Source organism: Paraburkholderia sp. JPY465, from assembly GCF_050436725.1.
GTDB lineage: Bacteria > Pseudomonadota > Gammaproteobacteria > Burkholderiales > Burkholderiaceae > Paraburkholderia > Paraburkholderia youngii.
This window is the reverse complement of the sequence record NZ_JBNDMT010000003.1, coordinates 1,071,868-1,097,286: the sequence shown is the minus strand read 5'-3', so window position 1 is coordinate 1,097,286 and position 25,419 is coordinate 1,071,868. Positions and strand designations below refer to the sequence as shown.

At 66.0% G+C, this 25,419-nt stretch carries 19 protein-coding genes; 8 read left to right on the top strand and 11 right to left on the bottom strand.

From position 1 onward, the window contains the following. Positions 1–4 precede the first annotated feature (4 nt). The 6 genes from QFZ94_RS19645 to rpsB all read right to left on the bottom strand — a co-directional run bounded on the left by QFZ94_RS19645 (position 5) and on the right by rpsB (position 5,109). Positions 5–826, bottom strand: a complete 822-nt coding sequence (locus QFZ94_RS19645) for a phosphatidate cytidylyltransferase (protein WP_368587333.1) — start codon at positions 824–826, stop codon at positions 5–7. Then, positions 820–1,602, bottom strand: a complete 783-nt coding sequence (gene uppS, locus QFZ94_RS19640) for a polyprenyl diphosphate synthase (RefSeq protein WP_429458901.1) — start codon at positions 1,600–1,602, stop codon at positions 820–822. Before uppS ends, QFZ94_RS19645 begins: the two co-directional genes overlap by 7 nt. Positions 1,603–1,663: 61 nt before the next feature. Further along, entirely contained in the window at positions 1,664–2,224 is a 561-nt protein-coding gene (frr, locus tag QFZ94_RS19635) for a ribosome recycling factor (RefSeq protein WP_013089702.1), read from the bottom strand. A gap of 97 nt (positions 2,225–2,321) precedes the next feature. Next, positions 2,322–3,035, bottom strand: coding sequence for a UMP kinase (pyrH, locus tag QFZ94_RS19630; protein WP_013089703.1), 714 nt, complete (start codon positions 3,033–3,035; stop codon positions 2,322–2,324). Positions 3,036–3,257: 222 nt separating this feature from the next. Then, positions 3,258–4,139 (bottom strand): translation elongation factor Ts, encoded by an 882-nt coding sequence (gene tsf / locus QFZ94_RS19625; RefSeq protein WP_368587335.1) that lies wholly within the window; start codon positions 4,137–4,139, stop codon positions 3,258–3,260. Positions 4,140–4,356: 217 nt separating this feature from the next. Continuing rightward, a complete protein-coding gene (rpsB, locus tag QFZ94_RS19620) occupies positions 4,357–5,109 on the bottom strand; it encodes a 30S ribosomal protein S2 (RefSeq protein ID WP_013089705.1) in 753 nt (250 codons plus the stop codon). Positions 5,110–5,641: 532 nt separating this feature from the next. On the opposite strand from rpsB, the gene map reads away from it, so the two are divergent. Genes map through QFZ94_RS19605 form a run of 3 tightly spaced genes read left to right on the top strand, consistent with a single transcriptional unit; the run spans position 5,642 to position 11,220 of the window. Continuing rightward, positions 5,642–6,451: a type I methionyl aminopeptidase gene (gene map / locus QFZ94_RS19615; protein WP_152850980.1), complete on the top strand. Its 810-nt coding sequence runs from the start codon at positions 5,642–5,644 to the stop codon at positions 6,449–6,451. Positions 6,452–6,480: 29 nt separating this feature from the next. Next, a complete protein-coding gene (locus tag QFZ94_RS19610; RefSeq protein WP_368587336.1) occupies positions 6,481–9,060 on the top strand; it encodes a [protein-PII] uridylyltransferase in 2,580 nt (859 codons plus the stop codon). Between the two features lie 6 nt (positions 9,061–9,066). Continuing rightward, on the top strand, positions 9,067–11,220 hold the full coding sequence (locus QFZ94_RS19605; RefSeq protein WP_429458898.1) for a pseudouridine synthase: 2,154 nt from the start codon (positions 9,067–9,069) through the stop codon (positions 11,218–11,220). Between the two features lie 96 nt (positions 11,221–11,316). Here QFZ94_RS19605 and def read toward each other — a convergent pair whose 3' ends face one another. The 5 genes from def to QFZ94_RS19580 form a co-directional block, all read right to left on the bottom strand. Further along, on the bottom strand, positions 11,317–11,850 hold the full coding sequence (gene def, locus QFZ94_RS19600; protein ID WP_368586913.1) for a peptide deformylase: 534 nt from the start codon (positions 11,848–11,850) through the stop codon (positions 11,317–11,319). Beyond that, the gene (gene ligA / locus QFZ94_RS19595; RefSeq protein WP_429458896.1) at positions 11,850–13,913 is read right to left on the bottom strand and encodes an NAD-dependent DNA ligase LigA; all 2,064 of its coding nucleotides are present in this window, start codon (positions 13,911–13,913) and stop codon (positions 11,850–11,852) included. Before ligA ends, def begins: the two co-directional genes overlap by 1 nt. A gap of 166 nt (positions 13,914–14,079) precedes the next feature. Beyond that, positions 14,080–15,396 (bottom strand): cell division protein ZipA C-terminal FtsZ-binding domain-containing protein, encoded by a 1,317-nt coding sequence (locus tag QFZ94_RS19590; RefSeq protein ID WP_429458894.1) that lies wholly within the window; start codon positions 15,394–15,396, stop codon positions 14,080–14,082. A 113-nt stretch (positions 15,397–15,509) separates the two neighbouring features. Then, complete coding sequence (gene smc / locus QFZ94_RS19585; RefSeq protein ID WP_429458892.1) at positions 15,510–19,028, bottom strand: chromosome segregation protein SMC; 3,519 nt, start codon at positions 19,026–19,028, stop codon at positions 15,510–15,512. Positions 19,029–19,208: 180 nt separating this feature from the next. Then, on the bottom strand, positions 19,209–20,258 hold the full coding sequence (locus QFZ94_RS19580) for a DMT family transporter (protein WP_429458890.1): 1,050 nt from the start codon (positions 20,256–20,258) through the stop codon (positions 19,209–19,211). A gap of 374 nt (positions 20,259–20,632) precedes the next feature. Here QFZ94_RS19580 and dapC point away from each other — a divergent pair, with 374 nt between their 5' ends. The 5 genes from dapC to prmB all read left to right on the top strand — a co-directional run bounded on the left by dapC (position 20,633) and on the right by prmB (position 25,269). Continuing rightward, positions 20,633–21,853, top strand: coding sequence for a succinyldiaminopimelate transaminase (gene dapC, locus QFZ94_RS19575; RefSeq protein WP_429458888.1), 1,221 nt, complete (start codon positions 20,633–20,635; stop codon positions 21,851–21,853). 61 nt (positions 21,854–21,914) lie between these two features. Then, positions 21,915–22,742, top strand: a complete 828-nt coding sequence (dapD, locus tag QFZ94_RS19570) for a 2,3,4,5-tetrahydropyridine-2,6-dicarboxylate N-succinyltransferase (protein ID WP_008923562.1) — start codon at positions 21,915–21,917, stop codon at positions 22,740–22,742. Next, positions 22,742–23,107, top strand: a complete 366-nt coding sequence (locus QFZ94_RS19565; protein ID WP_018435509.1) for an ArsC family reductase — start codon at positions 22,742–22,744, stop codon at positions 23,105–23,107. Before dapD ends, QFZ94_RS19565 begins: the two co-directional genes overlap by 1 nt. 123 nt (positions 23,108–23,230) lie before the next feature. Further along, positions 23,231–24,370, top strand: coding sequence for a succinyl-diaminopimelate desuccinylase (dapE, locus tag QFZ94_RS19560; RefSeq protein WP_429458885.1), 1,140 nt, complete (start codon positions 23,231–23,233; stop codon positions 24,368–24,370). 14 nt (positions 24,371–24,384) lie between these two features. Then, positions 24,385–25,269 (top strand): 50S ribosomal protein L3 N(5)-glutamine methyltransferase, encoded by an 885-nt coding sequence (gene prmB, locus QFZ94_RS19555; protein ID WP_368586905.1) that lies wholly within the window; start codon positions 24,385–24,387, stop codon positions 25,267–25,269. Positions 25,270–25,419: the final 150 nt, after the last annotated feature.

Here is a 25,419-nt window from a genome sequence, read left to right as displayed (position 1 = left end):
TTCTCTAGCCGAGCAGCAGCATCGCGAGCGGCAGCACCGGCAACAACGCGTCGATGCGATCGAGCACGCCGCCGTGCCCCGGCAACAGGCCGCTCGAGTCTTTGACGCCGGCCTGGCGTTTCATTATCGATTCGAACAGATCGCCGACCACGCTGAAAACCACCAGCAGGGTCAGCGCGAGCACCGTGCGTAGCGCGCCCAGTTGCGCCAGCAGCGCAGAATACAGGGTCGGCTCGAACGCGTGCAAAAAGATCGCCGCCGCCGCGACGATCATGACCAGCAACCAGCCGCCGATCGCGCCCTCCCAGGTTTTACCCGGACTGATGGCGGGTGCCAGCTTGTGCTTGCCAAACGCCTTCCCCGAGAAGTATGCGCCGATATCGGCGAGCCATACCAACAGCAGCAGCGACAGCACGAACGGCACACCCAGCATGCGTGCTGCGACGAGAGCATGCCAGCACGCGATGAAACCGACGATACCGGCAAGAAACAGAAAGGCGCGCCAGGCGCCCTGCGCGAGCACGGGCTTGCGCAGCAGCACGAATGGGCCGCCAATCACCCAGAAAATCGCCGCCGCCTGAAAGAATGGCCGTGCATGCTCGGTGCCGATGCCCAGCCGCGTGCTGGTGACAAGCCCGAGTGCCGCGACGAGCGCGTACAGCACCGGACCCGCGCCGCCGAGCTTCAGCAGGCGTGCCCACTCCCACGCGGCGAACACGACGACGAACGCGATCAGCGCGCCGAACGCGCCGACCGGCGCGAACAGCGTGACAGGCAGGAACACTGCCAGCAGCACGATCGCCGTGATGACACGGGTTTTTAGCATGGAAGCGAATCGACGTTCTGCGATTGCGGCTCGAGCTGAGCACTGGTGCGGCCGAAGCGGCGTTCGCGCTCGGCGTACGAAGCGATGGCGTGACCGAGCGCGTCGGCGTCGAAATCCGGCCAGAACGTGTCGGTGAAATAGAACTCGGTGTAGGCGAGCTGCCACAGCAGGAAGTTGCTGACGCGGCGCTCGCCGCCGGTGCGGATGAACAGGTCGGGCTCGGGCGCATAAGCCATCGACAGATGCTCGGCGAACGCGTCCTCGTTGACCTCGACCGGTTTGCCGGTCGCCGCCGCTTGCTCGACGAGCTTGCGGGTGGCTTGCATGATGTCCCAGCGGCCGCCGTAGTTCGCGGCGATGGTCAGCGTAAGGCGGGTATTGCGCGCGGTCTTGGTTTCCGCACGCTTGATCAGATCACGGATCTTGTCGTCGAAACGCGCGAGGTCGCCGACCACGTGCAAACGGATGCCGTTCGCGTGCAACTTGCCAATCTCGCGCTCGAGCGCGGTGACGAACAGGCGCATCAGGAACGACACCTCCTCGTTCGGACGGCGCCAGTTTTCCGAGCTGAACGCGAACAGCGTCAGATATTCGACGCCCCGCCGCGCGCACGCCTCGACGGCCGCCCGCACCGCGTCGACGCCGCGCGTATGGCCCGCCACGCGCGGCAGACGCCGCTGGGTGGCCCAACGGCCGTTGCCATCCATGATGATCGCGATGTGTCGCGGCACCGCGGCGACTTCAGGCACGCGCACGGTTGAGCTGGTATAGGTCATGGCCGTCGGGACAGTAATGCCAGTAAAGAAGTGGAAATCAGAAAGGCTGAGCCGAACGGCGTCAGACCGTCATGATCTCAGCTTCTTTCGTCGTGACGAGCTTGTCGATTTCAGCGACGAACTTGTCCGTCAGCTTCTGGACGTCGTCGCCGGCACGACGCTCGTCGTCTTCAGAAATTTCCTTGTCCTTGACGAGCTTCTTCAGTTGCTCGTTGGCGTCGCGACGCAGGTTGCGCACGGCCACCTTGGCCGTTTCAGCTTCGCTGCGCACCACCTTGGTCAGTTCGCGGCGACGCTCTTCGGTCAGCGCGGGCATCGGAACGCGGATCACGTCGCCGTGCGTGGCCGGGTTCAGACCGAGGTCCGACTCGCGGATCGCCTTTTCGACGACCTGGACCATCTTCTTTTCCCACGGCTGCACACCGATCGTGCGAGCGTCGATCAGCGTCAGGTTCGCGACCTGCGAAATCGGCACCGGCGAGCCGTAGTAGTCGCACTGGATATGATCGAGCAGGCCCGTGTGCGCACGGCCAGTGCGGATCTTCGACAGGTCATTCTTGAACGCGTCGATGGAGCGCTGCATCTTCTGTTCAGCGCCCTTCCTGATATCAGCCACAGACATTTTTAAACCTCCGAACCTTCAAAACGGTGCGAGCCGCCCGGCACGCGTGATGCGGCGGCCCGGGCTCGCGTCAAAGCCCATGTAATGTAAACGAAGTTTACACGTGGACGAGGGTGCCCTCGTCCTCACCTAGCACGATGCGCTTGAGCGCACCGGGTTTGACGATCGAAAACACGCGGATCGGCAGCTTCTGGTCGCGGCACAGCGCAAAAGCCGTCGCGTCCATCACCTGCAGATTGCGGCCGATTGCCTCGTCGAAGCTGATCGTGGTGTAACGGGTCGCGCTCGAATCCTTCTTCGGGTCGGCCGAATAGACGCCGTCCACCTTGGTTGCCTTCAGCACCACTTCCGCGCCGATTTCCGAGCCGCGCAATGCAGCGGCCGTGTCGGTCGTGAAGAACGGGTTGCCGGTGCCGGCCGCGAAAATCACGACCTTGCCTTCCTCGAGCTGGCGGATCGCGCGGGGGCGGATATACGGCTCGACGACCTGGTCCATGCGCAGCGCGGATTGCACGCGCGCCTCGATGCCAGCATGGCGCATCGCGTCCTGCAGCGCCAGCGCGTTCATCATCGTGGCGAGCATACCCATGTAGTCGGCCGTCGCGCGGTCCATACCCGCCGCGCCGCCCGCGACGCCACGAAAAATATTGCCGCCGCCGATCACCACGGCCAGCTGCGTTCCGAGACGGACCACTTCGGCCACGTCCGCCACCATTCGTTCGATGGTCGCGCGATTGATGCCGAAGGCATCGTCGCCCATCAAAGCTTCACCGGAGAGTTTGAGCAGGACGCGTTTATAGGCAGTGGGCATAGAGGTATCCAGATCGCGCAGAACAGGGCAACAACAAGGGACTAATGTAGGGGTGAAATGCTGATTCGGGCAAGCGCCGCCAAATTGGCGAACCCAAGGGTTCGCCCAGCGGCGGCCACGCGGCGAGGGTCAACCCGTGCGCGGCCTTGCGGTGCTGCCGACCGCGGCGAGGTCTTGCCTCGCCGCGGGCCAAACGGTACAGCTGTGAAGCTTAGGTAACGCTTATTGTTGCTTTGCAGCAGCGACCTGAGCGGCCACTTCCGCAGCGAAGTCGTCCTGCTTCTTCTCGATGCCTTCACCGACCACGAACAGTGCGAACTTCTGCACGCTCGAGTTGGCCGCCTTCAGCATCTGCTCGATCGTCTGCTTGTCGTTCTTCACGAACGTCTGGTTCAGCAGCGACACTTCCTTCAGGTACTTCTGCACGCTGCCGTCGACCATCTTGGCGACGATTTCAGCCGGCTTGCCCGATTCGGCCGCCTTCTGTTCAGCGATGCTGCGTTCCTTCGCGATCAGGTCCGCCGGGACGTCGTCCGACGACAGCGAAACCGGCTTCATCGCGGCGATGTGCATCGCCACGTCCTTGCCGACCTGCTCGTCCGCGCCGGTGTACTCGACCAGCACGCCGATGCGCGTGCCGTGCAGATACGCCGCCAGCTTGTTCGCGGTGTCAAAGCGCACGAAACGGCGGATCGACATGTTTTCGCCGATCTTGCCGACCAGCGCGAGACGGACTGCGTCGACGGTCGAGCCGTCGAGCGGCAGCGCCGACAGCGCGGCGACATCAGCCGGGTTTTGCGTTGCGACGAGCTCGGCGACCTTCTTCGAGAACGCGAGGAAGTCGTCGTTCTTCGAGACGAAGTCGGTTTCGCAGTTCAGCTCGACGAGCGAACCAGCGTTGCCGCCGATGAACGATGCGACCACGCCTTCAGCCGTCACACGCGATGCCGCCTTGCTCGCCTTGTTGCCGAGCTTCACACGCAGCAACTCTTCAGCGCGCGCCAGATCGCCGTCGGCTTCCGTCAGCGCCTTCTTGCATTCCATCATTGGCGCGTCGGTCTTCGCGCGCAGTTCTGCAACCATGCTTGCGGTAATTGCCGCCATCATTTGCTCCTTGAGTTCTGTCTGTCACACGCCGCCCGCACTTCGATGCCGGCGGCAGGAATTCGTTTCAGCGTTTTCGCGTATTTTTGCGAGCGACGCGTGCCACGCCACTTCGGACACTCTGCCAGATGTCCGTTACAACATCTGTTACAAGCGTCGCGGCTTAAAAAAAGGGGGCCTGTAGAAAGCCCCCTTTTATGTCGGACACTGGGCAGCCTTACGCTTCCGGGTTGACCTCGACGAACTCGTCGCCGTCGCCGCCACGTGCTGCCTGGACCACTTCGTTGACCGCATTGGCACGGCCTTCGAGGATCGCGTCGGCCACACCTGCCGCGTACAGGGCGACGGCCTTGCTGGCGTCGTCGTTACCCGGGATCACGTAGTCCACACCTTCCGGCGAGTGGTTCGTATCGACCACGGCGATGACCGGAATGCCGAGCTTGTTCGCTTCGGTCACGGCAATCTTGTGGTAGCCGACGTCAACCACGAAGATCGCGTCCGGAATGCCGCCCATGTCCTTCACGCCGCCGATCGACTTCTGCAGCTTGGCCATTTCGCGCTCGAACAGCAGCGCTTCCTTCTTGCTCATGCGCTCGGTTTCACCGGCTTCCAGCGCTGCTTCCATGTCCTTCAGGCGCTTGATCGATACCTTCAGCGTCTTGAAGTTGGTCAGCATACCGCCGAGCCAGCGTGCGTTCACGAACGGCATGCCAGCGCGCTGCGCTTCCTGGGCGATCGTGTCGCGCGATTGACGCTTCGTACCGACGAACAAGATCGTGCCGCGGTTCGATGCCAGCTGACGCGCGTACTTCAGCGCGTCGTTGTACATCGGCAGCGTCTTTTCAAGGTTGATGATGTGAATCTTGTTGCGATGACCGAAAATGAAGGGAGCCATCTTCGGGTTCCAGAAACGGGTCTGGTGACCGAAGTGGACACCTGCTTCCAGCATTTGACGCATCGTAACTGCCATGAAATTCTCCACGAGGGTTGGGTCTTAAGCCGGCTGCCGTACGGCCGCGCCCGCCTCTATTTTGGCTGGAACGCGGCGGCACCCTGGGTGCGCCGGCTTGCGAATTGGTTGCCTGATACTGCTTTCCTTGACTCACGACGCCAGCAACCGAATTGCCGCGAGAAGCCGGTTCTGCCTGGTTCGAATAAAAACGGACTAGGACCGACTTAGCCAAAGAGTATAGCACGCGACTATCGACTGACTCAACCGACCCAACCACCGGCCGATAGCCATCCGCACCGCAGCGCACAGCCAGGCCACGAATCCCCGCTTCCCGTCCAATGGCCCACCAATTGGCCGATTTGGATCGCTTTTAGCCCATTACCGCCCGATCCAGCGCAACGAGCCCGCCCCCACTGCTGTAAAATGGCTCGATTCCGCCACGCGCGGGGGATCGTCGACGATCGACCGGCATGCCGTGTCCGGAAGACGCCCTCCGCCAGGCCACCGTCACACCCAGCGAGCCTTATCCAGCAAGGCTTCCGAGGAAACCATGGCTATCACCATCAAAAACGAAGACGACATCGCGAAGATGCGCGTCGCCTGTCGGCTCGCGAGCGAAGTGCTCGACTACATCACGCCGTTCGTCAAGGCCGGCGTCACGACGGGCGAGCTCGACCGCCTGTGCCACGAATACATGCTGAAGGACCAGGGCACGGTCCCCGCGCCGCTGAATTACCAGCCGCCCGGCTACCCGCCGTACCCGAAGGCCACCTGCATTTCCGTCAACGACGTGATCTGCCACGGCATTCCGGGCGACAAGGCCCTGAAAAACGGCGACGCGCTGAACATCGACATCACCGTCATCAAGGACGGCTACTTCGGCGACACCAGCCGCATGTTCATCGTCGGCGAAGGGTCGATCATGGCGAAGCGCCTCGTGCAGGCTACCTTCGAGTGCATGTGGCTCGGCATCGACCAGGTGCGCCCCGGCGCCCATCTCGGCGACATCGGCTATGCGATCCAGAAGCACGCCGAAGGCCTCGGCTACAGCGTGGTGCGCGAATATTGCGGCCACGGCATCGGCACCGTGTTCCACGAAGACCCGCAAATCCTGCACTATGGCCGCCCCGGCACCGGGCTCGAACTGCAGGCCGGCATGATCTTCACGATCGAGCCGATGATCAACGCCGGCCGCCGCGACATCCGCACGATGCCCGACCAGTGGACCGTCAAGACCAAGGACCGCAGCCTGTCCGCCCAGTGGGAGCACACCGTGCTCGTCACGGAGACCGGCTACGACGTGCTGACCGTGTCGGCCGGTACGCCCGCGCGTCCGCCTGTGGTCGCGGCTACCGCCTGACCGATTCCGACCTCACCTTCCGTCTGCCAATGAGTAGCGTTCCAGCCGTCGCCCCCTCCCATGCCTCGTCGCTCAAGGCGGACTACAAAGTGGCCAAAGCCCAGTTGCTGGAACGCTTTCGAACGGCCACCAACGTCGACGCGTTGATGGCCGCGCTCGCGCGCGCCACGGACCATTCGCTGCGCGCCGCCTGGGACACCTGCGAGCTGCCCGACGATCTCGCACTGGTCGCGGTCGGCGGCTATGGGCGCGGCGAACTCGCGCCGCACTCCGACATCGACATCCTGGTGCTGCTGCCCGACACGCGGCTCGAGCATCTGGAGGCGCGCATCGAGCGCTTCATCAGCCTCGCGTGGGATCTCGGGCTGGAACTCGGCAGCAGCGTGCGCAGCGTGTCGCAATGCCTCGAGGAAGCGGCCAACGACGTCACGGTGCGTACCTCGCTGCTGGAAGCGCGACGCATCACCGGCAGCACCGCGCTGTTCGACGATTTCGCCCAACGCTACCGTGCGGTGCTCGACCCGAAGGCGTTCTTCCAGGCGAAGGTCCTCGAAATGCGTCAGCGTCACGCGAAGTTTCAGGACACGCCGTACGCGCTCGAGCCGAACATCAAGGAAAGCCCGGGCGGGCTGCGCGATCTGCAGCTGATCCTGTGGATCACGCAGGCGGCCGGGTTCGGCAGCAGTTGGCGCGAGCTCGAAGCGCGCGGGCTCATCACCGAGCGCGAGGCGCGCGAACTGCGCCGCAACGAGGGCTTCCTGAAGGCGCTGCGCGCGCGGCTGCATGTGATCGCCGGGCGCCGTCAGGACATCCTGGTGTTCGATCTGCAGACGCCGGTCGCCGAGAGCTTCGGCTTCAAGCCGACCGCGACCAAGCGCGCGAGCGAGCAACTCATGCGCCGCTACTACTGGGCCGCGAAAGCGGTCACGCAGCTCGCGACGATCCTGATCCAGAACATCGAGGCGCAGCTGTTTCCGACCACGAGCGGCATCACGCGCGTGCTGTCGGATCGCTTCGTCGAAAAGCAGGGCATGCTCGAAATCACGTCCGACGACGTGTTCCAGCGCGAGCCGAACGCGATCCTCGAAGCGTTTCTGCTTTACGAGCGCACCCCCGGCGTGAAGGGTCTGTCGGCACGCACGCTGCGCGCAATCTACAACGCCCGTGATGTGATGGACCAGCATTGGCGGCGCGATCCGGAAAACCGCCGGCTCTTCATGGAAATCCTGAAGCAGCCGGCCGGCATCACGCATGCGTTCCGCCTGATGAACCAGACCAGCGTGCTCGGGCGTTATCTGCTGAATTTCCGGCGCATCGTCGGGCAGATGCAGCACGACCTGTATCACGTGTACACCGTCGATCAGCACATCCTGATGGTGCTGCGCAATCTGCGCCGCTTCGCGATCGCCGAGCATGCGCACGAATACCCGTTCTGCAGCCAGTTGATCGCCAACTTCGACCGGCCGTGGGTCCTGTACGTGGCCGCGCTGTTTCATGACATCGCGAAAGGCCGCGGGGGCGATCACTCCACGCTGGGCATGGCCGACGCGCGGCGCTTCTGCCGGCAGCACGGCATCGAAGGCGAGGATGGCGAACTGGTCGTGTGGCTAGTGCAGCAGCATCTGACGATGAGCCAGGTCGCGCAGAAGCAGGACACCAGCGACCCCGAAGTGATCAAGCGCTTCGCCGAGCTGGTCGGCACCGAGCGGCGTCTGACCGCGCTCTATCTGCTGACCGTCGCCGACATCCGCGGTACCAGCCCGAAGGTCTGGAACACGTGGAAAGGCAAGCTGCTCGAAGACCTCTACCGCACCACCCTCGCCGTGCTGGGCGGCGCTCAACCGGACGAACATTCGGAGCTGAAGTCGCGCAAGGAAGAAGCGCTCGCGCTGCTGCGTCTCGAAACCGTGCCGGAAGGCGCGCAACGGGCGCTGTGGGACAAGCTTGACGTCGGCTACTTCCTGCGCCACGACGCGGCGGACATCGCGTGGCAAACGCGCGTGCTGTACCGCCACGTCGAAACGCCGACGCCGCTCGTGCGCGCGCGGCCGTCGCCGATCGGCGACGCGCTGCAGGTGCTCGTCTACGTGAAGGACCAGCCCGATCTGTTCGCGGGCATCTGCGCGTATTTCGACCGCAACGGCCTGTCGGTGCTCGATGCGCGCGTCAGCACGACGCGCCACGGCTACGCGCTCGACAACTTCCTCGTCACGCACACCGAAGAGGACGTGCACTATCGCGACATCGCCAATCTGGTCGAGCAGGAGCTGACCGCGCGTCTCGCGGGCCACGGCACCTTGCTGCCGGGACCGTCGAAGGGCCGGCTGTCGCGGCTGTCGCGCACCTTCCCGATTACGCCGCGCGTCGACCTGCGGGCCGATGAGCGGGGCCAATACTACATCCTGTCCGTGTCGGCGAACGACCGGCCGGGCCTTCTTTATTCGATCGCGCGCGTGCTGGCCGAGCACCGGGTCGGCGTCGCCTCGGCGCGGATCAATACGCTCGGCGAACGCGTCGAGGACGTGTTCCTGCTCGAAGGGCACAGCCTGTCGGACAATCGCCTGCAAATTCAGGTCGAGACAGAACTACTGCGCGCGATCGCAGTGTGAGATTTCATGCGAATCAAATTAACAGCGAAGCATCCGCGGCCGGCGTCGTCCGAACGCGCCCCTGTCCGTCCCGGCAGCGCGTCGGCGCGTAAGCCGACCCGTCCAGCGGGGCCGAAGCCCTTCGAGGCCGAGGGTGGCGCGAAGCGGCCGGTCGGCGCGAAGCCGGCGGGCGCCGGTGCGCCGCGCGCGCCGCGTGCCGAAGGGTCGGGCGCGCGCGAACGGGGCACGGCTGCCGCGGGCGCACCGCGCCGGTTCGAAGGCGCGGCTGAGCGTGGCGAGCGCGCGCCCCGGCGCGATTTCGGCGAGCGGAGCGAACGCGCGCCGCGTCGTTTCGAAGGTAGCGCTGAACGTGGCGAACGTGCCCCACGGCGCGAATTCGGCGAGCGGACTGAACGCGCGCCGCGTCGGTTCGAAGGCAGCGCTGAGCGTGGCGAACGCACCCCACGGCGCGAATTCGGCGAGCGGACTGAACGCGCGCCGCGTCGCTTCGAAGGCAGCGCTCAGCGTGGCGAACGCACCCCACGGCGCGAATTCGGCGAGCGGACTGAACGCGCGCCGCGTCGCTTCGAAGGCAGCGCTCAGCGTGGCGAACGTGCCCCCCGGCGCGAATTCGGCGAGCGGACTGAACGCGCGCCGCGTCGCTTCGAAGGCAGCGCTCAGGGTGGCGAACGTGCCCCCCGGCGCGAATTCGGCGAGCGTGGCGAACGAGCACCGCGTCGCTTCGAAGGCGGCGCTGAGCGCGGCGAACGCGCGCCCCGTCGCGAATTCGGCGAGCGTCCAGAACGCGCGCCGCGTCGTTTCGAGGGCAATGCGGAGCGCGGCGAGCGCGCACCGCGCCGCGACGACGGCGAACGCCGTTCGTTCAGCGGTCCGCGCGCAGGTGCGGGCAGGCCGTCGGAAGGCGGCCCGCGTGGCGACCGCCCGGTGCGCCGGGACCGCGATGCCGCCGACCGTCCGCGCTTCGGCAGCGATCGCGGTGAACCGCAACAGCGTCGCGGTGGCGATCGAGGCGAGCGCAGCGACAGCGCCCCGCGCCGCTTCGAAGGCGAGCGTGGCGAGCGCAACTTCGCGAAACCCGTAAAGGGCGGCTACGGCGAGCGCACCGAGCGTCCGGCGCGCGCCCCGCGTGAGGACCGCGGCGAGCGCGGTGCACGCGGCGGCGACTGGACGCCCACGCGACGCGAGTCTGGCGACCGTGCCGCACGCGGCGGTGAACGTACCGAGCGTCGCGAGCGTCCTGCGCGCAGCTTCGACGACACGCTGCCAGCCGCAAACCGCCGCTTCGGCGACGACCGGCCCGCCCGCGCCGCCAAGCCGCGAACCTCGGCATCGGCAACAGCCCAACCCGTCGACACCACCATCGACACCCCGCACCCGCCCCGCCGCGATCGAGAAGACGCGCCGGGCATGCTGCGTCTGTCGAAGCTGATGTCCAAGCTCGGCCTGTGCTCGCGCCGCGAGGCCGACGAGTGGATCGAGAAAGGCTGGGTCATGGTCGACGGCGAGCGCGTCGATACGCTCGGCACCAAGGTGTTCCCGGATCAGCGCATCGACATTGACCCGGCCGCCGAAGCCTTTCAGTCGAGCCAGGTGACCGTGATCGTCCACAAGCCGGTCGGCCTCGTGTCGGGACAGGCGGAGGACGGCTATCAGCCGGCCATCACGCTCGTCACGCCGGAGAATCGCTGGGAAGGCGACCATTCGGGCATCCGCTTCTCGGTGTCGCATCTGCGCCAGCTCGCGCCGGCCGGACGTCTCGACATCGATTCGACCGGCCTGCTGGTGCTGACGCAGGACGGCCGCATCGCGAAGCAACTGATCGGCGGTCATTCGGACGTGGACAAGGAGTATCTGGTGCGCGTCGCCTACGGCGATCACACGGTCGACGTCGAAAGCCATTTCCCGGCCGAAAAACTCGCTCTGCTGCGCCACGGCCTGTCGCTCGACGACGTCGCGCTGAAGCCCGCGCAGGTCAGCTGGCAAAACGGCGAGCAGTTGCGTTTCGTGCTGCGCGAAGGCAAGAAGCGTCAAATTCGCCGCATGTGCGAACTGGTCGGTCTCGAAGTGGTGGGCCTGAAGCGCGTGCGCATGGGCAACGTGATGCTCGGCGCGCTGCCGCCGGGACAGTGGCGCTACCTGTCGGAAGACGAATCGTTCTGAGGTTCGTCCAATGCGCGTCGTTGCTCGGAGCGGGCGCATCGGCACAACAAAAAACCCACGCACTCAGGCGTGGGTTTTTTGTTGGCGGCAGCCGTGTCAGTCGTCGCTATTGGGATCGAGATCGGGAAACAGGATTTCGGTAAAGCCGAACCTCGAGAAATCGGTAATCCGCATCGGATACAGCTTGCCGATCAGATGATCGCATTCGTGCTGCACGACCCGTGCGTGAAAGCCCTCGGCGACCCGATCGATCGGATTGCCGAACTGATCGAAGCCGTGATAACGGATCATCGAAAACCGGCTCACCACGCCACGCAGTCCCGGCACCGACAGGCAGCCCTCCCAGCTCTCTTCCATGTCCTGCGACACCGGCGTAATGGTCGGATTGATCAGCACCGTCTCCGGCACCGGCGGCGCGTCCGGATAGCGCTCGTTCGAGCCGAAGCCGAAGATCACCACCTGCAGATTGACGCCGATCTGCGGTGCGGCAAGACCCGCGCCATTTGCCGCGTGCATGGTCTCGAACATGTCTTCCACGAGCCGGTGCAGCTCGGGCGTATCGAAGTGATCGACCGGCTCGGCGATTCGCAGCAAGCGCGGATCGCCCATCTTCAGAATGTCGTGAATCATCAGTGCCCCTCCAGGAGCTTGCGCATACCATCTTCGTCGAGTACGGGGATGCCGAGTTCCTCGGCCTTCGCGAGTTTGCTGCCCGCGTCGGCGCCCGCCACCACGTAACTGGTTTTCTTCGATACCGACCCCGCGACCTTCGCGCCGGCCGCCTCAAGCATTTCCTTCGCGTCCTCGCGCGACAGGTTCGGCAGCGTCCCGGTCAGCACCACCGTCTGGCCGGCCAGCACGCCTTGGGGCGCCTTCGGCGCGGGCGGACCCTCGGGCCACGTGACTCTGCCCGGCGCGCGCAGTTGCTCGATCACCGTGCGGTTGTGATCCTCGGCGAAGAACTGATGGATCGATTCGGCGACGACCGGCCCCACGTCGTTGACTTCGAGCAGCGCTTCGAGCGACGCATCCATGATCGGATCGAGCGAGCCGAAGTGCTTCGCAAGATCCTTCGCGGTCGATTCGCCGACATGGCGAATCCCCAGCGCGTAGATAAAGCGCGCGAGCGTCGTGTGCTTGGCCTTTTCGAGCGAGTCGAGCAGGTTCTGCGCCGATTTATCGGCGAAGCGGTCGAGCTCCGCGAGCGTCGCAAAGCCGAGATTGAACAGATCGGCCGGCGTGCGGACCAGGTTCTGCTCGACAAGCTGATCGATGATCTTCTCGCCGAGGCCGTCGATATCGAGCGCGCGGCGCTGCGCGAAGTGCCACAGCGCCTGCTTGCGCTGCGCCGGACAGAAGAGCCCGCCCGTGCAGCGCGCAATCGCCTCGTCGGGCAGCCGCTCGATCGCCGAGCCGCACACCGGGCACTGCGTCGGCATCACGAACTCGCGCGCATCGGCCGGACGACGGTCGAGCAGCGCGCTGACCACCTCCGGAATCACGTCGCCGGCACGCCGCACGATTACGGTGTCGCCGATACGGATGTCCTTGCGGCGCACTTCGTCTTCGTTATGCAGGGTCGCGTTCGTGACCGTCGCGCCGCCGACGAACACCGGCTCCAACCGCGCGACCGGCGTAATCGCGCCGGTGCGGCCGACTTGCACGTCGATCGCGACGAGCTTCGTCAGCGCTTCCTGCGCCGGGAATTTGTGCGCGAGCGCGAAGCGCGGCGCGCGCGACACGAAGCCGAGCCTGTCCTGCTCGTCGCGCCGGTTCACCTTGTAGACCACGCCGTCGATGTCGTACGGCAGCCTGTCGCGCTTTTCGCCGACCGCGTGGAAGAAGCCGAGCAGGCCTTCGGCGCCACGCACGACCGCCCGCTCGCCATTGACCGGCAAGCCCATTTCCTTGTACCAGTCGAGCAGTTCGCTATGCGTGGCTGGCATCTCGATGCCGTCGAGTACGCCGATCCCATATGCGAAAAACGACAGCGGCCGCTGCGCGGTGATCTTCGAATCGAGCTGGCGCAAGCTGCCCGCCGCCGCGTTGCGCGGGTTCGCGAATTCGCGTTGCCCGGCGGCGCGCTGGCGTTCGTTCAGGCGCTCGAAATCGCGCTTGAACATCAGCACTTCGCCGCGCACGTCGAGCACGTGCGGCACGCGCTTGCCCTTCAGCTTCAGCGGAATCGAGCGGATCGTACGGACGTTTTCGGTGACGTTCTCGCCAGTCGTGCCGTCCCCGCGTGTGGACGCCTGCACGAACACGCCGTCGACGTAGCGCAGCGAGATCGCAAGACCGTCGAATTTCAGCTCGGCCGCGTAGTCGACGGGGACCGGCGGCTCGCTAGCGTTGTTGCCGAGCGCGTCGCCGATGCGCTTGTCGAACGCGACGATGTCTTCGTCGGCGAAACCGTTGTTCAGCGACAGCATTGGCTGATCGTGCACGACCGGTTCGAAACCGCTCGCGGCCTCGCCGCCGACGCGCTGCGTCGGCGAATCGGGCACGATCAGATCCGGATGCTCGGCCTCGATGCGCTCCAGTTCCTTGAACAGCTTGTCGTACTCGGCATCCGGCAGATCCGGCTGATCGAGCACGTAGTACGCGTAGTTCGCGCGTTCGAGTTCCGCGCGCAACCACGCGGCCCGTTCGGCCGGAGCGCTGGTTGCGGAAGAAGGGACGGAGGATCGGGCCATGCTGTCGGAGGCTTCTCGAGATGAAAGTCGGACATCGGATTATCGCAGGAAGCGTGCCCCTTTACATCGGTGAATACCGGGCGAGCCATGCTGCAACGCAAGCCGGAAACGACGACGGCCGCACATCGTGCGGCCGTCGTCAAAACGGGTGGAACGCTGAAACGGCTTACTGGCTGAACAGGCGCCGCGTGGCCGGCGAACCGGCCGGAATGCCCGCTTGCTCCAGCTTCGCGTACAGCGTCATCAATTGCTTTTCGATCGCGAGCAGCGCGCTTTCGGGCAACGGCCGACGACCGTCGTCGACCACGCGGCCGCCGATGCGCTCAGACAGCGACTTCGCGTAATCGCACATCAGACGGAACGGCAGGATGTCTTCGTCGGCGACCGGCACGTCGAGCACCAGCGTGATCATCTCGCCGCCTTTGTACGTGAGGTCGTCGCGCAGGAAATTGGTGTCGCCGAATTGCAGCATGAATACCGGGTTTTGCCGCGAGTCGAGCTTGACGAAGCGCGTGCCGTCACGCGACAGCAGCAAACCGTCCTGCGACGCGACCGCCTGCACGTAGTTGGCCGACCACGGCGCGCCGTCCGACAGCACGTTGATCGACAGCTGTGCGTCGCACTGGGCGGCAAAGCCGTCGAGCTCGCGCGCCATCGCGACGGTTTCGAGCATGTCGGGGAATTCCGGCGCGGCGTCGAGCGCGTCGGCGAACTGCTGCACGCCGGTCACGAACTCGGAAAATTCGAGCTCGTTGAGCGCGCCGCTGCGGTTCGCGAGCTGCGCGGCCGCGCGCAGTTCTTCGTAGCGCGTGCCGTTCTGCAGCAGCTCCCACGCGCCGCCGCCTTCAGGCTTGCCTTCGATATGCACCGGCTTGCTGCCCGCGCGACGCAAGCGCTGCGCGAGCGGCAACACCTTGTCGCCGGCCACGGGGCCATTCAGCCGGATCGGCACGATACAGTCGATGCGCCGGTCGACGATGGCCGGTGGCGCCGACGAAATCGTCGTGGCAGCCGGCAGGATCGGCTCGACCCGCTCGTGCTCGGTGGACGCCGGCAGGGCCGCGGGCGCTTCGGCCGCGGGTCGCTCCACGTCCGCGTCCGGCGCCGCCGCATGCTCGCCTTCGCCGGCGGTATCGGCATCCGCCGACGGATAACCGTTCGGCGACGTCATCTCGGCCTGGATATCGGCCGGTGTATCGAGCGGCGCCGCGCCCGCGCCGAACGTCGGCTCCACGCGCGCGGCGCTCGGGTGCGCGGTCGCTTCGGCGCTCACGCTGGGCTCACGCCGCGTGGTCGGCCGGGCCGGCTCGATGAACGGACTCTGCTCCTCATGCTCGTCGCGGGCAAAGCTCTCGGCGGTGTCGGCCGGCATCGGCCGCGGCATCTTGCGACGCACCTTCGCGCCCTGCCACGCGTTGTACACGACCACGCCCCCCACCACCACGGCACCTGCGCCGATCAACCCGAGTGTCAACTCGTCCATGCATGCTCCATCAGCAATTCTTCTATCCACGCGGGCCTGTCGTCCGCTCCACGTACCGCGCGGCTCTCATCGAGGCCGCTGCGCTGGATGCGGATGCCCGCGAAGGCGTTAACTCAAACGATATTCTGGGCGAAACCCGCCGCCGTTTCCATGTCGACCGCAACGATCCGCGAGACGCCCTGCTCCTGCATCGTCACGCCGATCAGCTGTTGCGCCATCTCCATCGCGATCTTGTTGTGCGAGATGAACAGGAACTGGGTTTTGTCCGACATCGCCCGGACCAGATTCGCAAAGCGCTCGGTGTTGGCGTCGTCGAGCGGCGCGTCCACTTCGTCGAGCAGACAGAATGGCGCCGGATTCAGCTGGAACATCGCGAACACGAGCGCGGTCGCGGTCAGCGCTTTCTCGCCGCCCGACAGCAGATGAATCGTCGAATTCTTCTTGCCCGGCGGCTGCGCCATCACCTGCACGCCGGCGTCGAGGATTTCGTCGCCGGTCATGATCAGCTTCGCCTGGCCGCCACCGAAGAGACGCGGGAACAGTTCGCCGAAATGACGGTTCACTTCATCGAACGTGCTTTGCAGCAGCGTGCGCGTTTCGGCGTCGATCTTGCGGATCGCGTCTTCGAGCGTTTCGATCGCGCTCGTCAGGTCGGCCGACTGCGAATCGAGGAAGCTCTTGCGCTCGGTCGCGGCCTTCAGCTCGTCGAGCGCGGCCATGTTGACCGGCCCGAGCGCGATGATCGCGTTGTTGATGCGGGTGACTTCGCCCTGCAGGTACGACGGCTTCAGGTCCGGCGTCAGCTTGGCCTGCAATTCGGCTTCATCGACCCCGGCCGCGCTCAGCTGCTCGACGAACTGCTCGCCGTTGATGCGCGCGGCCTGCTCCTTCAACTGCAATTCGTTGATGCGGTCGCGCAGCGGCTGCAGCGCGCGCTCGGCGGTGAGGCGCGTTTCATCGGCCGAGCGCAGCTTCGCGGTCAGGTCGTCGAGCTCGACGCGCGCGGCGCGCAGCGCCTCTTCCTTGACGGCGCGGATATCGAGCGCGTCCTGCAGACCGGTGTGCGCGGTCTGCTCGTTGATCGTTTCGAGCTCGGCGCGAGCATCTTCGAGCGAACCCGCGACGCGCTCGCTCTGCTCATGCGCGACCTGGATGCTGCGCTTCAGTTCGTCGATGCGGTTCGCCATGTTGCGCGCGGCGAAGCGCGCGTCGGTGGCGGCGCGGTCGAGATCGCGTGCCTCGCCGCGGGCGGTCGTCAGTTCTTCGTCGAGCGCTTCGAACGCGAGTTGATGGTCTTCGAAGCGCGCCTGCAGTTCGGCGAGCTCGCCGTCGTGACGCTCGAAGTTCGCTTCCGATTCCGCGCGCAGCGCACGCTGCTCGTCGACCTGCGCGGCGATCTCTTCGAGTTCCTCGCGAATCTGCGTGCTGCGCTGTGTGTAGCGCTCGTGCGCCTGAGTGAGCTTCAGCACGTCCATCTGCAGCGCGTGGACCCGCTGCGTCGCGCGCTCGGCCTGCTGACGCATTTCGGCGAGCGCTTGCGCGGCTTGCGTGTGCGCGGCTTCGGCGCGGATCGCGGCGGCCTTCGCCTCGTCGGCGAGCAAGGCCTGCGCACGCACCTGGCGGCCGAGGTTCTCGATTTCCTGCTGACGCGCGAGCATGCCGGCCTGTTCGGAATCGGCCGCGTACAACTGCACGCCGACGCGCGTGACCACGTGCCCTGCCTTGACGACGAATGCGCCGCCGTCGGGCAACTGTGCCCGCATCGAAAGCGCCTGCTGCAAATCGTCGGCGACGTACGCGCGGCCGAGCCAGTCGGTCAGCACCGCGCGGATACCCGCGTCCTCGATGCGCACGAGCGACAGCAGCGAGCGCAGCGCGCCGGCCGCCAAGGCCGGCTGGCCGGCCGCGGGCGGTGCGTAGAACGCGAGCTTGGCGGGTGGCGCGTCGGTTGCGAACGCCTTGACCCAGTCGAGATTCGACACTTCGAGCGCCGCGAGGCGCTCGCGCAACACCGCTTCGAGCGCGGTTTCCCAACCGGCCTCGACATGCAGCTTCTTCCACAGACGCGGCAGGCTGCCCAATTCGTGCTTGTCGAGCCATGGCTGGATCTTGCCTTCGGTCTGCACGTTTTCCTGCAGCTGCTTGAGCGCGGCGAGGCGCGCGTCGAGCTGATGGATCTGCGCGCTTTCGGCCTGCACACGCTCCTGCGCGGCGCGCCGTTCGCCGTCGAGCCGCGGCAGTGTTTCCTGCGCATCGGCGAGGCGTCCCTGCGCGTCGTGCAGGATTTCCTCGTGCTCGGCGAGCTGCATGCGCAACTCTTCGAGCTGCGCCTCGTCGGGCGCGTCGAGCCCGCCTTCTTCCGATTTCAGCCGCTCCTGGCGCTGCTGCAGTTGCTGCAATTGCTGATCGGCATTGCGCTGATGCGCGGCTTCGAGCTTCAGCGCCTGCTCGGTCTGTGCGATGCCGGCGCGCTCGGTGTTCAGCTCCGCCTGCGCGTCGCGCCAGCGCGCTTCGAGCGCGGGCAGCGCGTCGTGCTTAGCGGCGGCGTCCTCTTCGGCCAGCAGGGCTTTTTCTTCGGCGACGGCCAATTGCTCTTCGGCGTCGGCGATATCGTCCTGCGCCTTGTCGGCTTGCGATTGCCATTGCTCGCGCTGCGCCGTGAGCGCAGCGATCTGCGCCTGCACGCGGTTGCGCGATTCGACGATGAAGCGGATCTCGGCTTCCAGCCGGCTCACTTCCGCGTTCGCCTCGTACAGCGCGCCCTGCGCGCCCTGCATCGCGTCGCTCGCCGAATAGTGCGCGACGCGCAGCGTTTCGAGTTCCGCCTCGACTTCGCGCAGCTTCGCGGTTTGCGCCTCGAGGTCGATCTGCGCCTGTTCGATCGCGCGCTGCTGGCGCTGCTGCTCGCCAGCCGCTTCGTTCTTGCGCAACAGCCACAGCAGACGCTGCTTTTCCTCGCCGTCGCTTTGCAGCTCGCGATATCGCGTCGCGACGACCGCCTGCCCCTCCAGCTTCTCGAGATTCGTACCGAGCTCGCGGATGATGTCCTCGACGCGCGTCAGGTTCTCGCGCGTGTCGTGCAGACGGTTCTCGGTCTCGCGGCGGCGCTCCTTGTACTTCGACACGCCGGCGGCTTCTTCGAGGAACACGCGCAGCTCTTCGGGCTTCGCCTCGATCAGCCGCGCGATCATGCCCTGACCGATGATCGCGTACGCGCGCGGCCCGAGGCCGGTGCCGAGGAAGATGTCCTGGATGTCGCGGCGACGCGCCGGCAAATTGTTGATGTAGTAGCTCGAGGTGCCGTCGCGCGTCAGCACGCGCTTCACGGCGATCTCCGCATACTGGCCCCACTGGCCGGCGGCGCGGCCGTCCGCGTTGTCGAACACGAGTTCGACGCTCGCGCGGCTGCCGGGTTTGCGGGCGGTCGAGCCGTTGAAGATCACGTCCTGCATCGACTCGCCGCGCAATTCGGAGGCGCGCGATTCGCCGAGCACCCAGCGCACGGCGTCGATGATGTTGGATTTGCCGCACCCGTTCGGACCGACCACGCCAACCAGTTGGCCTGGGACCTGGAAATGCGTGGGATCGACGAAGGATTTGAAGCCAGCGAGTTTGATCGAGGTGAGCCGCACGGCGATTTCGCTGTTTGAAAAGAGAGTGTGATAGGTGGCTCGCGAGGTTGCGCCAGTCGTTCACCGCCGTGGCGGGACGGCCCCACGCAACCTCGCGAGCCTTCGCAATTTGGTTGCCGGCTGCATGCGCTCATGCACATCGGAGGCACAGGTGCGCATGCGCCGGCTAATGAGGGGGAATCATACCATCGCGCGTGGACGATTCTTACCGCCCTTTCGGTGGTCGTCGCTGTCGCCGTCACGGCCGTGTTGGTCAGCGCGTTGGTCACCGCGCGGGTCACCGCGCCCATCGTCGCCGCCCGGCCCGTCCGTGTCGCCGATGGCCGGATCGGGCGGCACCGTCTTCGTCCGATGCACCCAGCTCGACAACGCCGATGCGAGCACGATGCACGCGCCGCCGGCCCATTCGCGCGGCCCCGGTACTTCGCCGGCGAACAGCCACGCCGACAGCGCCGTCACGACGAGTTCGAACAGCATGATGATCGAAGCGCGATTGGCCGGCACACGCGAGAGCCCGTACTGCACCAGCATATTGTTCGACGCGAGCAGCAGACCGAGGCCGAGCACGAGCAGCGCCGCGGTACCCAGATGCGCGCCGGTGGGCGGCGCGGGCATCGGCTCGATGAGCGACGCGAGCGCGCCGAAAAACGCCGCGCCGCCGAAGATCACCGCGGTGCGCATTTCGGGCTTCATGTCCGGCAGCACGCGGCTCGTCTTCAGGATCAGCACATTGCTCATCGCGAAGCCCATGCCGCCGGCGAGCCCAGCCCATTCGGCGGGATTGCCGGGCACCGGAACGCCGAGCCGCGGCGACCACAGCATCGTCATCGCGCCCGCGAGCGACAGCGCGGCCAGCGCCGCGCCCGACCACGTGAGCCTCTCATGCAGGATGAAATGCGCGAACAGCGCGGTCCACGCGGGCGTCAGATAGAACAACAGCAGCACGCGCATCACCTGACCGTGAATCGCGCCCCACACGAAGCCCAGATTCGTGACGCCAGCGGCGAGCGCGAGCGCCGGCAGCAGCCAGTGCCATCGCACGGTCTTCAGCGCGCGATGCCGCACGAGCAGCACGAACAGGCAGCCGGTGCCGCTCGTCAGCGCGCTCGCTGCGGTGCCGGTCACGCCGAGCGCGGCGAGCATGCGCAGCGGGTACCAGACCATCCCCCAGACCGACGCGCCCAGCATGATCGCGAGCGTCGGCCAGCCGTTGCGAAGCCAGTTGGTCATGGGGCCGGACTCCGACGAGCGTCGCGGGTGGGTCGGATGAGGGCCCGGCCGGCCGTCTGCTGCTCTGCTGCGTACATTTGCTGCTCCTGCGTATTCTTTTACGCGAACCGTAGCGGATTCGCGCCGTTCCCGCCGCGGCGCGCCGGTGCGCCGCCTCACGGATTGCTGCCGCGCCGCGCGGCAAGCTCCCGCTTGGCCCACGGGCGCGCCACGCTATAATCGTCCGTTCGCCGCCGCTGGTGGCCGGCTCGTCGCTGGCCAGTGCATCGCGCGCAGGGATGCCGATTCATGTTTGATGCGCCGACGCCCGCCGGCGCGCTTGCCCGGTTGTCCCGACTTTCATCCGCGTCCATTCCGATCAGGCCCACTCGTCCGTGAATCCGCTACTCGACTCCCTTCAGCCCTATCCGTTCGAAAAGCTGCGCCTGCTTTTCAAGGACGTCACGCCGCCGGCCGGCCTCGCGCATATCAGCTTCGGCATCGGCGAGCCGAAACATCCGACGCCGCCGCTGATCCGCGACGCCGTCATCGCTTCGCTCGGCGGCCTCGCTGCCTATCCGGCCACGCTCGGCTCGGCGCCGCTGCGTGAGTCGATCGCGAAGTGGGTCACGCAACGCTACAACCTGCCGCCGCTCGATCCGCTGACCGAGGTGCTGCCGGTGTCCGGTTCGCGCGAAGCGCTGTTCGCGCTTGCGCAGACGGTGCTGAACCCGCGCCGCGATGCCGACGGAGAGCCTGCGATCGTACTCTGTCCGAACCCGTTCTACCAAATCTACGAAGGCGCGGCGCTGCTCGGCGGCGCCCAGCCGTACTTCGTCAACGGCGACCCGGCGCGCAACTTCGCGTGCGACTACTCGGCGGTGCCCGCGGAGGTCTGGGCCCGCACGCAACTGCTGTACGTCTGCTCGCCGGGCAACCCCACCGGCGCCGTGCTCACGCTCGACGACTGGCGCGAACTGTTCGCCCTATCGGACCGCTACGGCTTCGTGATCGCGTCGGACGAGTGCTACTCGGAAATCTATTTCGACGAGTCGAAGCCGCCGCTCGGCGGTCTCGAAGCGGCCCACCGGCTCGGCCGCGGCTTCGAGCGCCTCGTGATGCTGTCCAGCCTGTCGAAGCGCTCGAACGTACCGGGCATGCGCTCGGGCTTCGTCGCCGGCGACGCGTCGATTCTGAAGTCGTTCCTGCTGTACCGCACGTACCACGGCGCGGCGCTCTCCACCGTGTACCAGAGCGCGAGCGTGGTCGCGTGGAGCGACGAGACACACGTGCGCGAGAACCGCGCGAAGTACCTGCAGAAGTTCACGACCGTCACGCCGATGCTCGCCGACGTGCTCGACGTGCGCCTGCCCGACGCCGCGTTCTACCTGTGGGCCAATGTCGAGCGCACCGGCCTCACCGACACCGAGTTCGCCCAGCGCCTCTACGCCGACTATAATGTGACGGTTCTGCCGGGCTCGTTCCTCGCGCGCACCGCGCACGGCGTGAACCCCGGCCGCAATTTCGTGCGCCTCGCGCTCGTCGCCGATGTCGACGAATGCACGGCAGGCGCGCAGCGGATCGTCGAATTCTGCCGATCTCTCGCTGCGGCTTGAGCCGCACCCGAGCCGCACCGCACCCCATCTCCAGACATCAACCCTTCATAAAATCACGCATATGTCGCAACAACTTCAGAGCATCATCGATACCGCCTGGGACAACCGCGCCGAGCTGTCGCCGAAAGCCGCGCCGGCCGAAGTGCGCGAAGCCGTCGCCCACGCGATCGAGCAACTCGATAAGGGCGCGCTGCGCGTCGCCGAAAAGAAGGACGGCGACTGGGTCGTCAACCAGTGGCTGAAGAAGGCCGTGCTGCTGTCGTTCCGTCTGGAAGACAACGCGCCGATGCCGGCCGGCGGCTACAGCCAGTTCTACGACAAGGTGCCGTCGAAGTTCGCGAACTACACCGCTGAAGACTTCGCCGCCGGCGGCTTCCGCGTGGTGCCGCCCGCGATCGCGCGCCGCGGCTCGTTCATCGCGAAGAACGTCGTGCTGATGCCGTCGTACACCAACATCGGCGCATACGTCGACGAAGGCACGATGGTCGACACGTGGGCCACCGTCGGCTCGTGCGCGCAGATCGGCAAGAACGTGCACCTGTCGGGCGGCGTCGGCATCGGCGGCGTGCTCGAGCCGCTGCAGGCGAACCCGGTCATCATCGAAGACAACTGCTTCATCGGCGCGCGCTCGGAAGTCGTCGAAGGCGTGATCGTCGAGGAAAACTCGGTGATCTCGATGGGCGTGTACCTCGGCCAGAGCACCAAGATTTACGACCGCGAAACCGGCGAAGTCACGTACGGCCGCATTCCGGCGGGCTCGGTCGTGGTGGCGGGCAACCTGCCGTCGAAGGACGGCACGCACAGCCTGTACTGCGCGGTCATCGTCAAGAAGGTCGACGCCAAGACGCGCGCGAAGGTCGGCCTGAACGAGTTGCTGCGAGGCGACTGATGGCGCGCGGCACCAAAACCGTCGTCTACGGCATTCCGAACTGCGACACCGTGAAGAAGGCCCGTGTGTGGCTCGAAGAGCATGGCGTCGAGTTCGAGTTTCACGACTTCAAGAAGGCCGGCGTAACCGAGCCGCTGGTGCAGGACTGGTTGAAGGACGTCAAACTCGACGCGCTGCTGAACCGCCGCGGCACGACGTGGCGCGCGCTGTCCGACGACATGAAGGCGGCCGCGGAAACGCAGCCGGGCGCGATCGCGCTGATGATCCACAAGCCGTCGGTGATCAAGCGGCCGGTGCTGGTCGTGAACGGGCGCGTGAAGTCGCTCGGTTTTTCCGCTGACGAGTACGCGGCGCTGTTTGCCTGAGCGACTGCCAGGCACGTAGCATGACGCGCGGCCTCGCGCCGCGTCGTTCAAAGGCTGTTGCCGGCTGCGGTGGCTCACCGCGAGCCGGCATTTTTTCATTTCAAAGTGGCTTGTACTGAATCCATGTCCGGCACCCTCGCCCTTACCGAACAACTGATCGCGCGCGCGTCCGTGACGCCCGACGACCAGCATTGCCAGCGTCTGCTGATCGAGCGCCTGGCCGCGCTCGGCTTCGAGCACGAGACGATCGAATCCAACGGCGTGACCAACCTGTGGGCCGTAAAACGCGGCGTCGACGGCACCGCGGGCAAGCTGCTCGCGTTCGCCGGTCACACCGACGTGGTGCCGACCGGCCCGCTCGAACAATGGCGCTCGGCGCCGTTCGAGCCGACCCAGCGCGACGGCAAGCTGTACGGCCGCGGCGCGGCGGACATGAAGGCGTCGATCGCCGGCTTCGTCGTCGCGAGCGAGGAGTTCGTCGCGGCCAACCCTCAGCACCGCGGCTCGATCGCATTCCTGATCACGAGCGACGAGGAAGGCCCCGCCACAGACGGCACCGTCAAGGTCGTCGAAGCATTGCAAGAGCGCGGTGAGCGCATGGACTACTGCATCGTCGGCGAGCCGACGTCGAGCGAGCGGTTCGGCGACATGGTCAAGAATGGCCGGCGCGGCTCGATGTCGGGCAAGCTGATCGTCAAGGGCGTGCAAGGCCATATCGCTTATCCGCATCTGGCGAAGAATCCGGTGCACCTGCTCGCGCCCGCGCTCGCCGAGCTCGTCGCCGAGCGCTGGGACGATGGCAACGAATATTTCCCGCCGACCACCTGGCAGGTGTCGAACATCCACAGCGGCGCCGGCGCGACCAACGTGATCCCCGGCCATGCGGACGTGATGTTCAACTTCCGCTTCTCGACCGCGAGCACCGTCGAAGGACTGCAAAAGCGCGTGCACGCGATTCTCGACAAACACGGCCTCGAATACGAACTGCATTGGACCGTGAGCGGCCTGCCGTTTCTCACCCCGCGCGGCGAGCTGTCGAGCGCGCTCGCGCAAGCGATCAAGGACGAGACCGGCGTCGACACCGAGTTGTCGACCACCGGCGGCACGTCGGACGGCCGCTTCATCGCGCGCATCTGCAAGCAGGTGATCGAGTTCGGTCCGCTGAACGCAAGCATCCACAAGATCGACGAACATATCGAAGTCGCCCATATCGAGCCGCTGAAGAACGTGTATCGCCGCGTGCTCGAACAACTGATCGCATAACCAGGAACCTTGCGATGACGCTTCCTTTTTGCACCGTCCGCGACTTGCTGCGTTATGCAGTGTCGCGTTTTAGCGAGGCCAAGCTGTCGTTCGGCCACGGCTCGGCCAATGCCTACGACGAAGCCGCCTATCTGATCCTGCACACGCTGCACCTGCCGCTCGACCTGCTCGAGCCGTTTCTAGACGCGCGCCTGACCACGGCCGAAATCGAGGCGGTGCTGAAAGTGATCGAGCGACGCGCCGCCGAACGCGTGCCGGCCGCGTACATCACGCAGGAAGCGTGGATGCATGGCTATCGCTTTTACGTCGACGAGCGCGTGATCGTGCCGCGCTCGTTCATCGGCGAGCTGCTGCAGGACGGCCTGCAGCCGTACGTCGAGGACCCCGAGCAGGTCGGCGCGGTGCTCGAGCTGTGCACCGGCTCCGGCTGCCTCGCGATCCTCGCCGCCCACGCGTTCCCGAACGCCGACGTCGACGCGGTCGATCTGTCCGCGCCCGCGCTCGAAGTCGCGACGCGCAACGTGCTGGACTACCACCTCGACGACCGCATCGCGCTGTTCGAAGGCGATCTGTACGCGCCGCTCGCCGAGCGCCGCTACGACGTGATCATCAGCAACCCGCCGTACGTGAACGCGAAGTCGATGCAGGAGTTGCCGGCCGAATACAAGCACGAGCCGGAGATGGCGCTCGCGGGTGGCGCGGACGGCATGGACATCGTGCGCCGGATCATTGCCGGCGCGCGCAACTGGCTGACCGAAGACGGCGTGCTCGTCATCGAGATCGGCAACGAACGCGAGCACGTCGAGGCGGCGTTCGGCGGTCTCGACCTCGTGTGGCTGTCGACCAGCGCCGGCGACGACAACGTGTTCCTGATCCAGGCCAGCGACCTGCCGGTCTGAGTTCGGCATGCTGTCCGTTTGATCGCGCGGCGTGCGCGGCGCCGGCTTGCGTCGGATTTCGCAAGTGACGCGCGCCGCAGCACACACGGTTTATTCGTACGAGTTTTTGCGCTATTTTTTAGCGCGTGTTTTTAGGCCGTTTTTGGCGCT

Bases quoted from the DNA above. Each gene is read 5' to 3' on its own strand.
- ligA (WP_429458896.1), bottom strand. From the start codon at position 13,913: ATGGCCCGATCCTCCGTCCCTTCTTCCGCAACCAGCGCTCCGGCCGAA.
- QFZ94_RS19565 (WP_018435509.1), top strand. From the start codon at position 22,742: ATGGCGCGCGGCACCAAAACCGTCGTCTACGGCATTCCGAACTGCGAC.
- dapD (WP_008923562.1), top strand. From the start codon at position 21,915: ATGTCGCAACAACTTCAGAGCATCATCGATACCGCCTGGGACAACCGC.
- QFZ94_RS19645 (WP_368587333.1), bottom strand. From the start codon at position 826: ATGCTAAAAACCCGTGTCATCACGGCGATCGTGCTGCTGGCAGTGTTC.
- tsf (WP_368587335.1), bottom strand. From the start codon at position 4,139: ATGGCGGCAATTACCGCAAGCATGGTTGCAGAACTGCGCGCGAAGACC.
- map (WP_152850980.1), top strand. From the start codon at position 5,642: ATGGCTATCACCATCAAAAACGAAGACGACATCGCGAAGATGCGCGTC.
- pyrH (WP_013089703.1), bottom strand. From the start codon at position 3,035: ATGCCCACTGCCTATAAACGCGTCCTGCTCAAACTCTCCGGTGAAGCT.
- prmB (WP_368586905.1), top strand. From the start codon at position 24,385: ATGACGCTTCCTTTTTGCACCGTCCGCGACTTGCTGCGTTATGCAGTG.
- QFZ94_RS19580 (WP_429458890.1), bottom strand. From the start codon at position 20,258: ATGACCAACTGGCTTCGCAACGGCTGGCCGACGCTCGCGATCATGCTG.
- QFZ94_RS19610 (WP_368587336.1), top strand. From the start codon at position 6,481: ATGAGTAGCGTTCCAGCCGTCGCCCCCTCCCATGCCTCGTCGCTCAAG.
- QFZ94_RS19590 (WP_429458894.1), bottom strand. From the start codon at position 15,396: ATGGACGAGTTGACACTCGGGTTGATCGGCGCAGGTGCCGTGGTGGTG.
- def (WP_368586913.1), bottom strand. From the start codon at position 11,850: ATGATTCACGACATTCTGAAGATGGGCGATCCGCGCTTGCTGCGAATC.
- uppS (WP_429458901.1), bottom strand. From the start codon at position 1,602: ATGACCTATACCAGCTCAACCGTGCGCGTGCCTGAAGTCGCCGCGGTG.
- dapE (WP_429458885.1), top strand. From the start codon at position 23,231: ATGTCCGGCACCCTCGCCCTTACCGAACAACTGATCGCGCGCGCGTCC.
- frr (WP_013089702.1), bottom strand. From the start codon at position 2,224: ATGTCTGTGGCTGATATCAGGAAGGGCGCTGAACAGAAGATGCAGCGC.
- QFZ94_RS19605 (WP_429458898.1), top strand. From the start codon at position 9,067: ATGCGAATCAAATTAACAGCGAAGCATCCGCGGCCGGCGTCGTCCGAA.
- rpsB (WP_013089705.1), bottom strand. From the start codon at position 5,109: ATGGCAGTTACGATGCGTCAAATGCTGGAAGCAGGTGTCCACTTCGGT.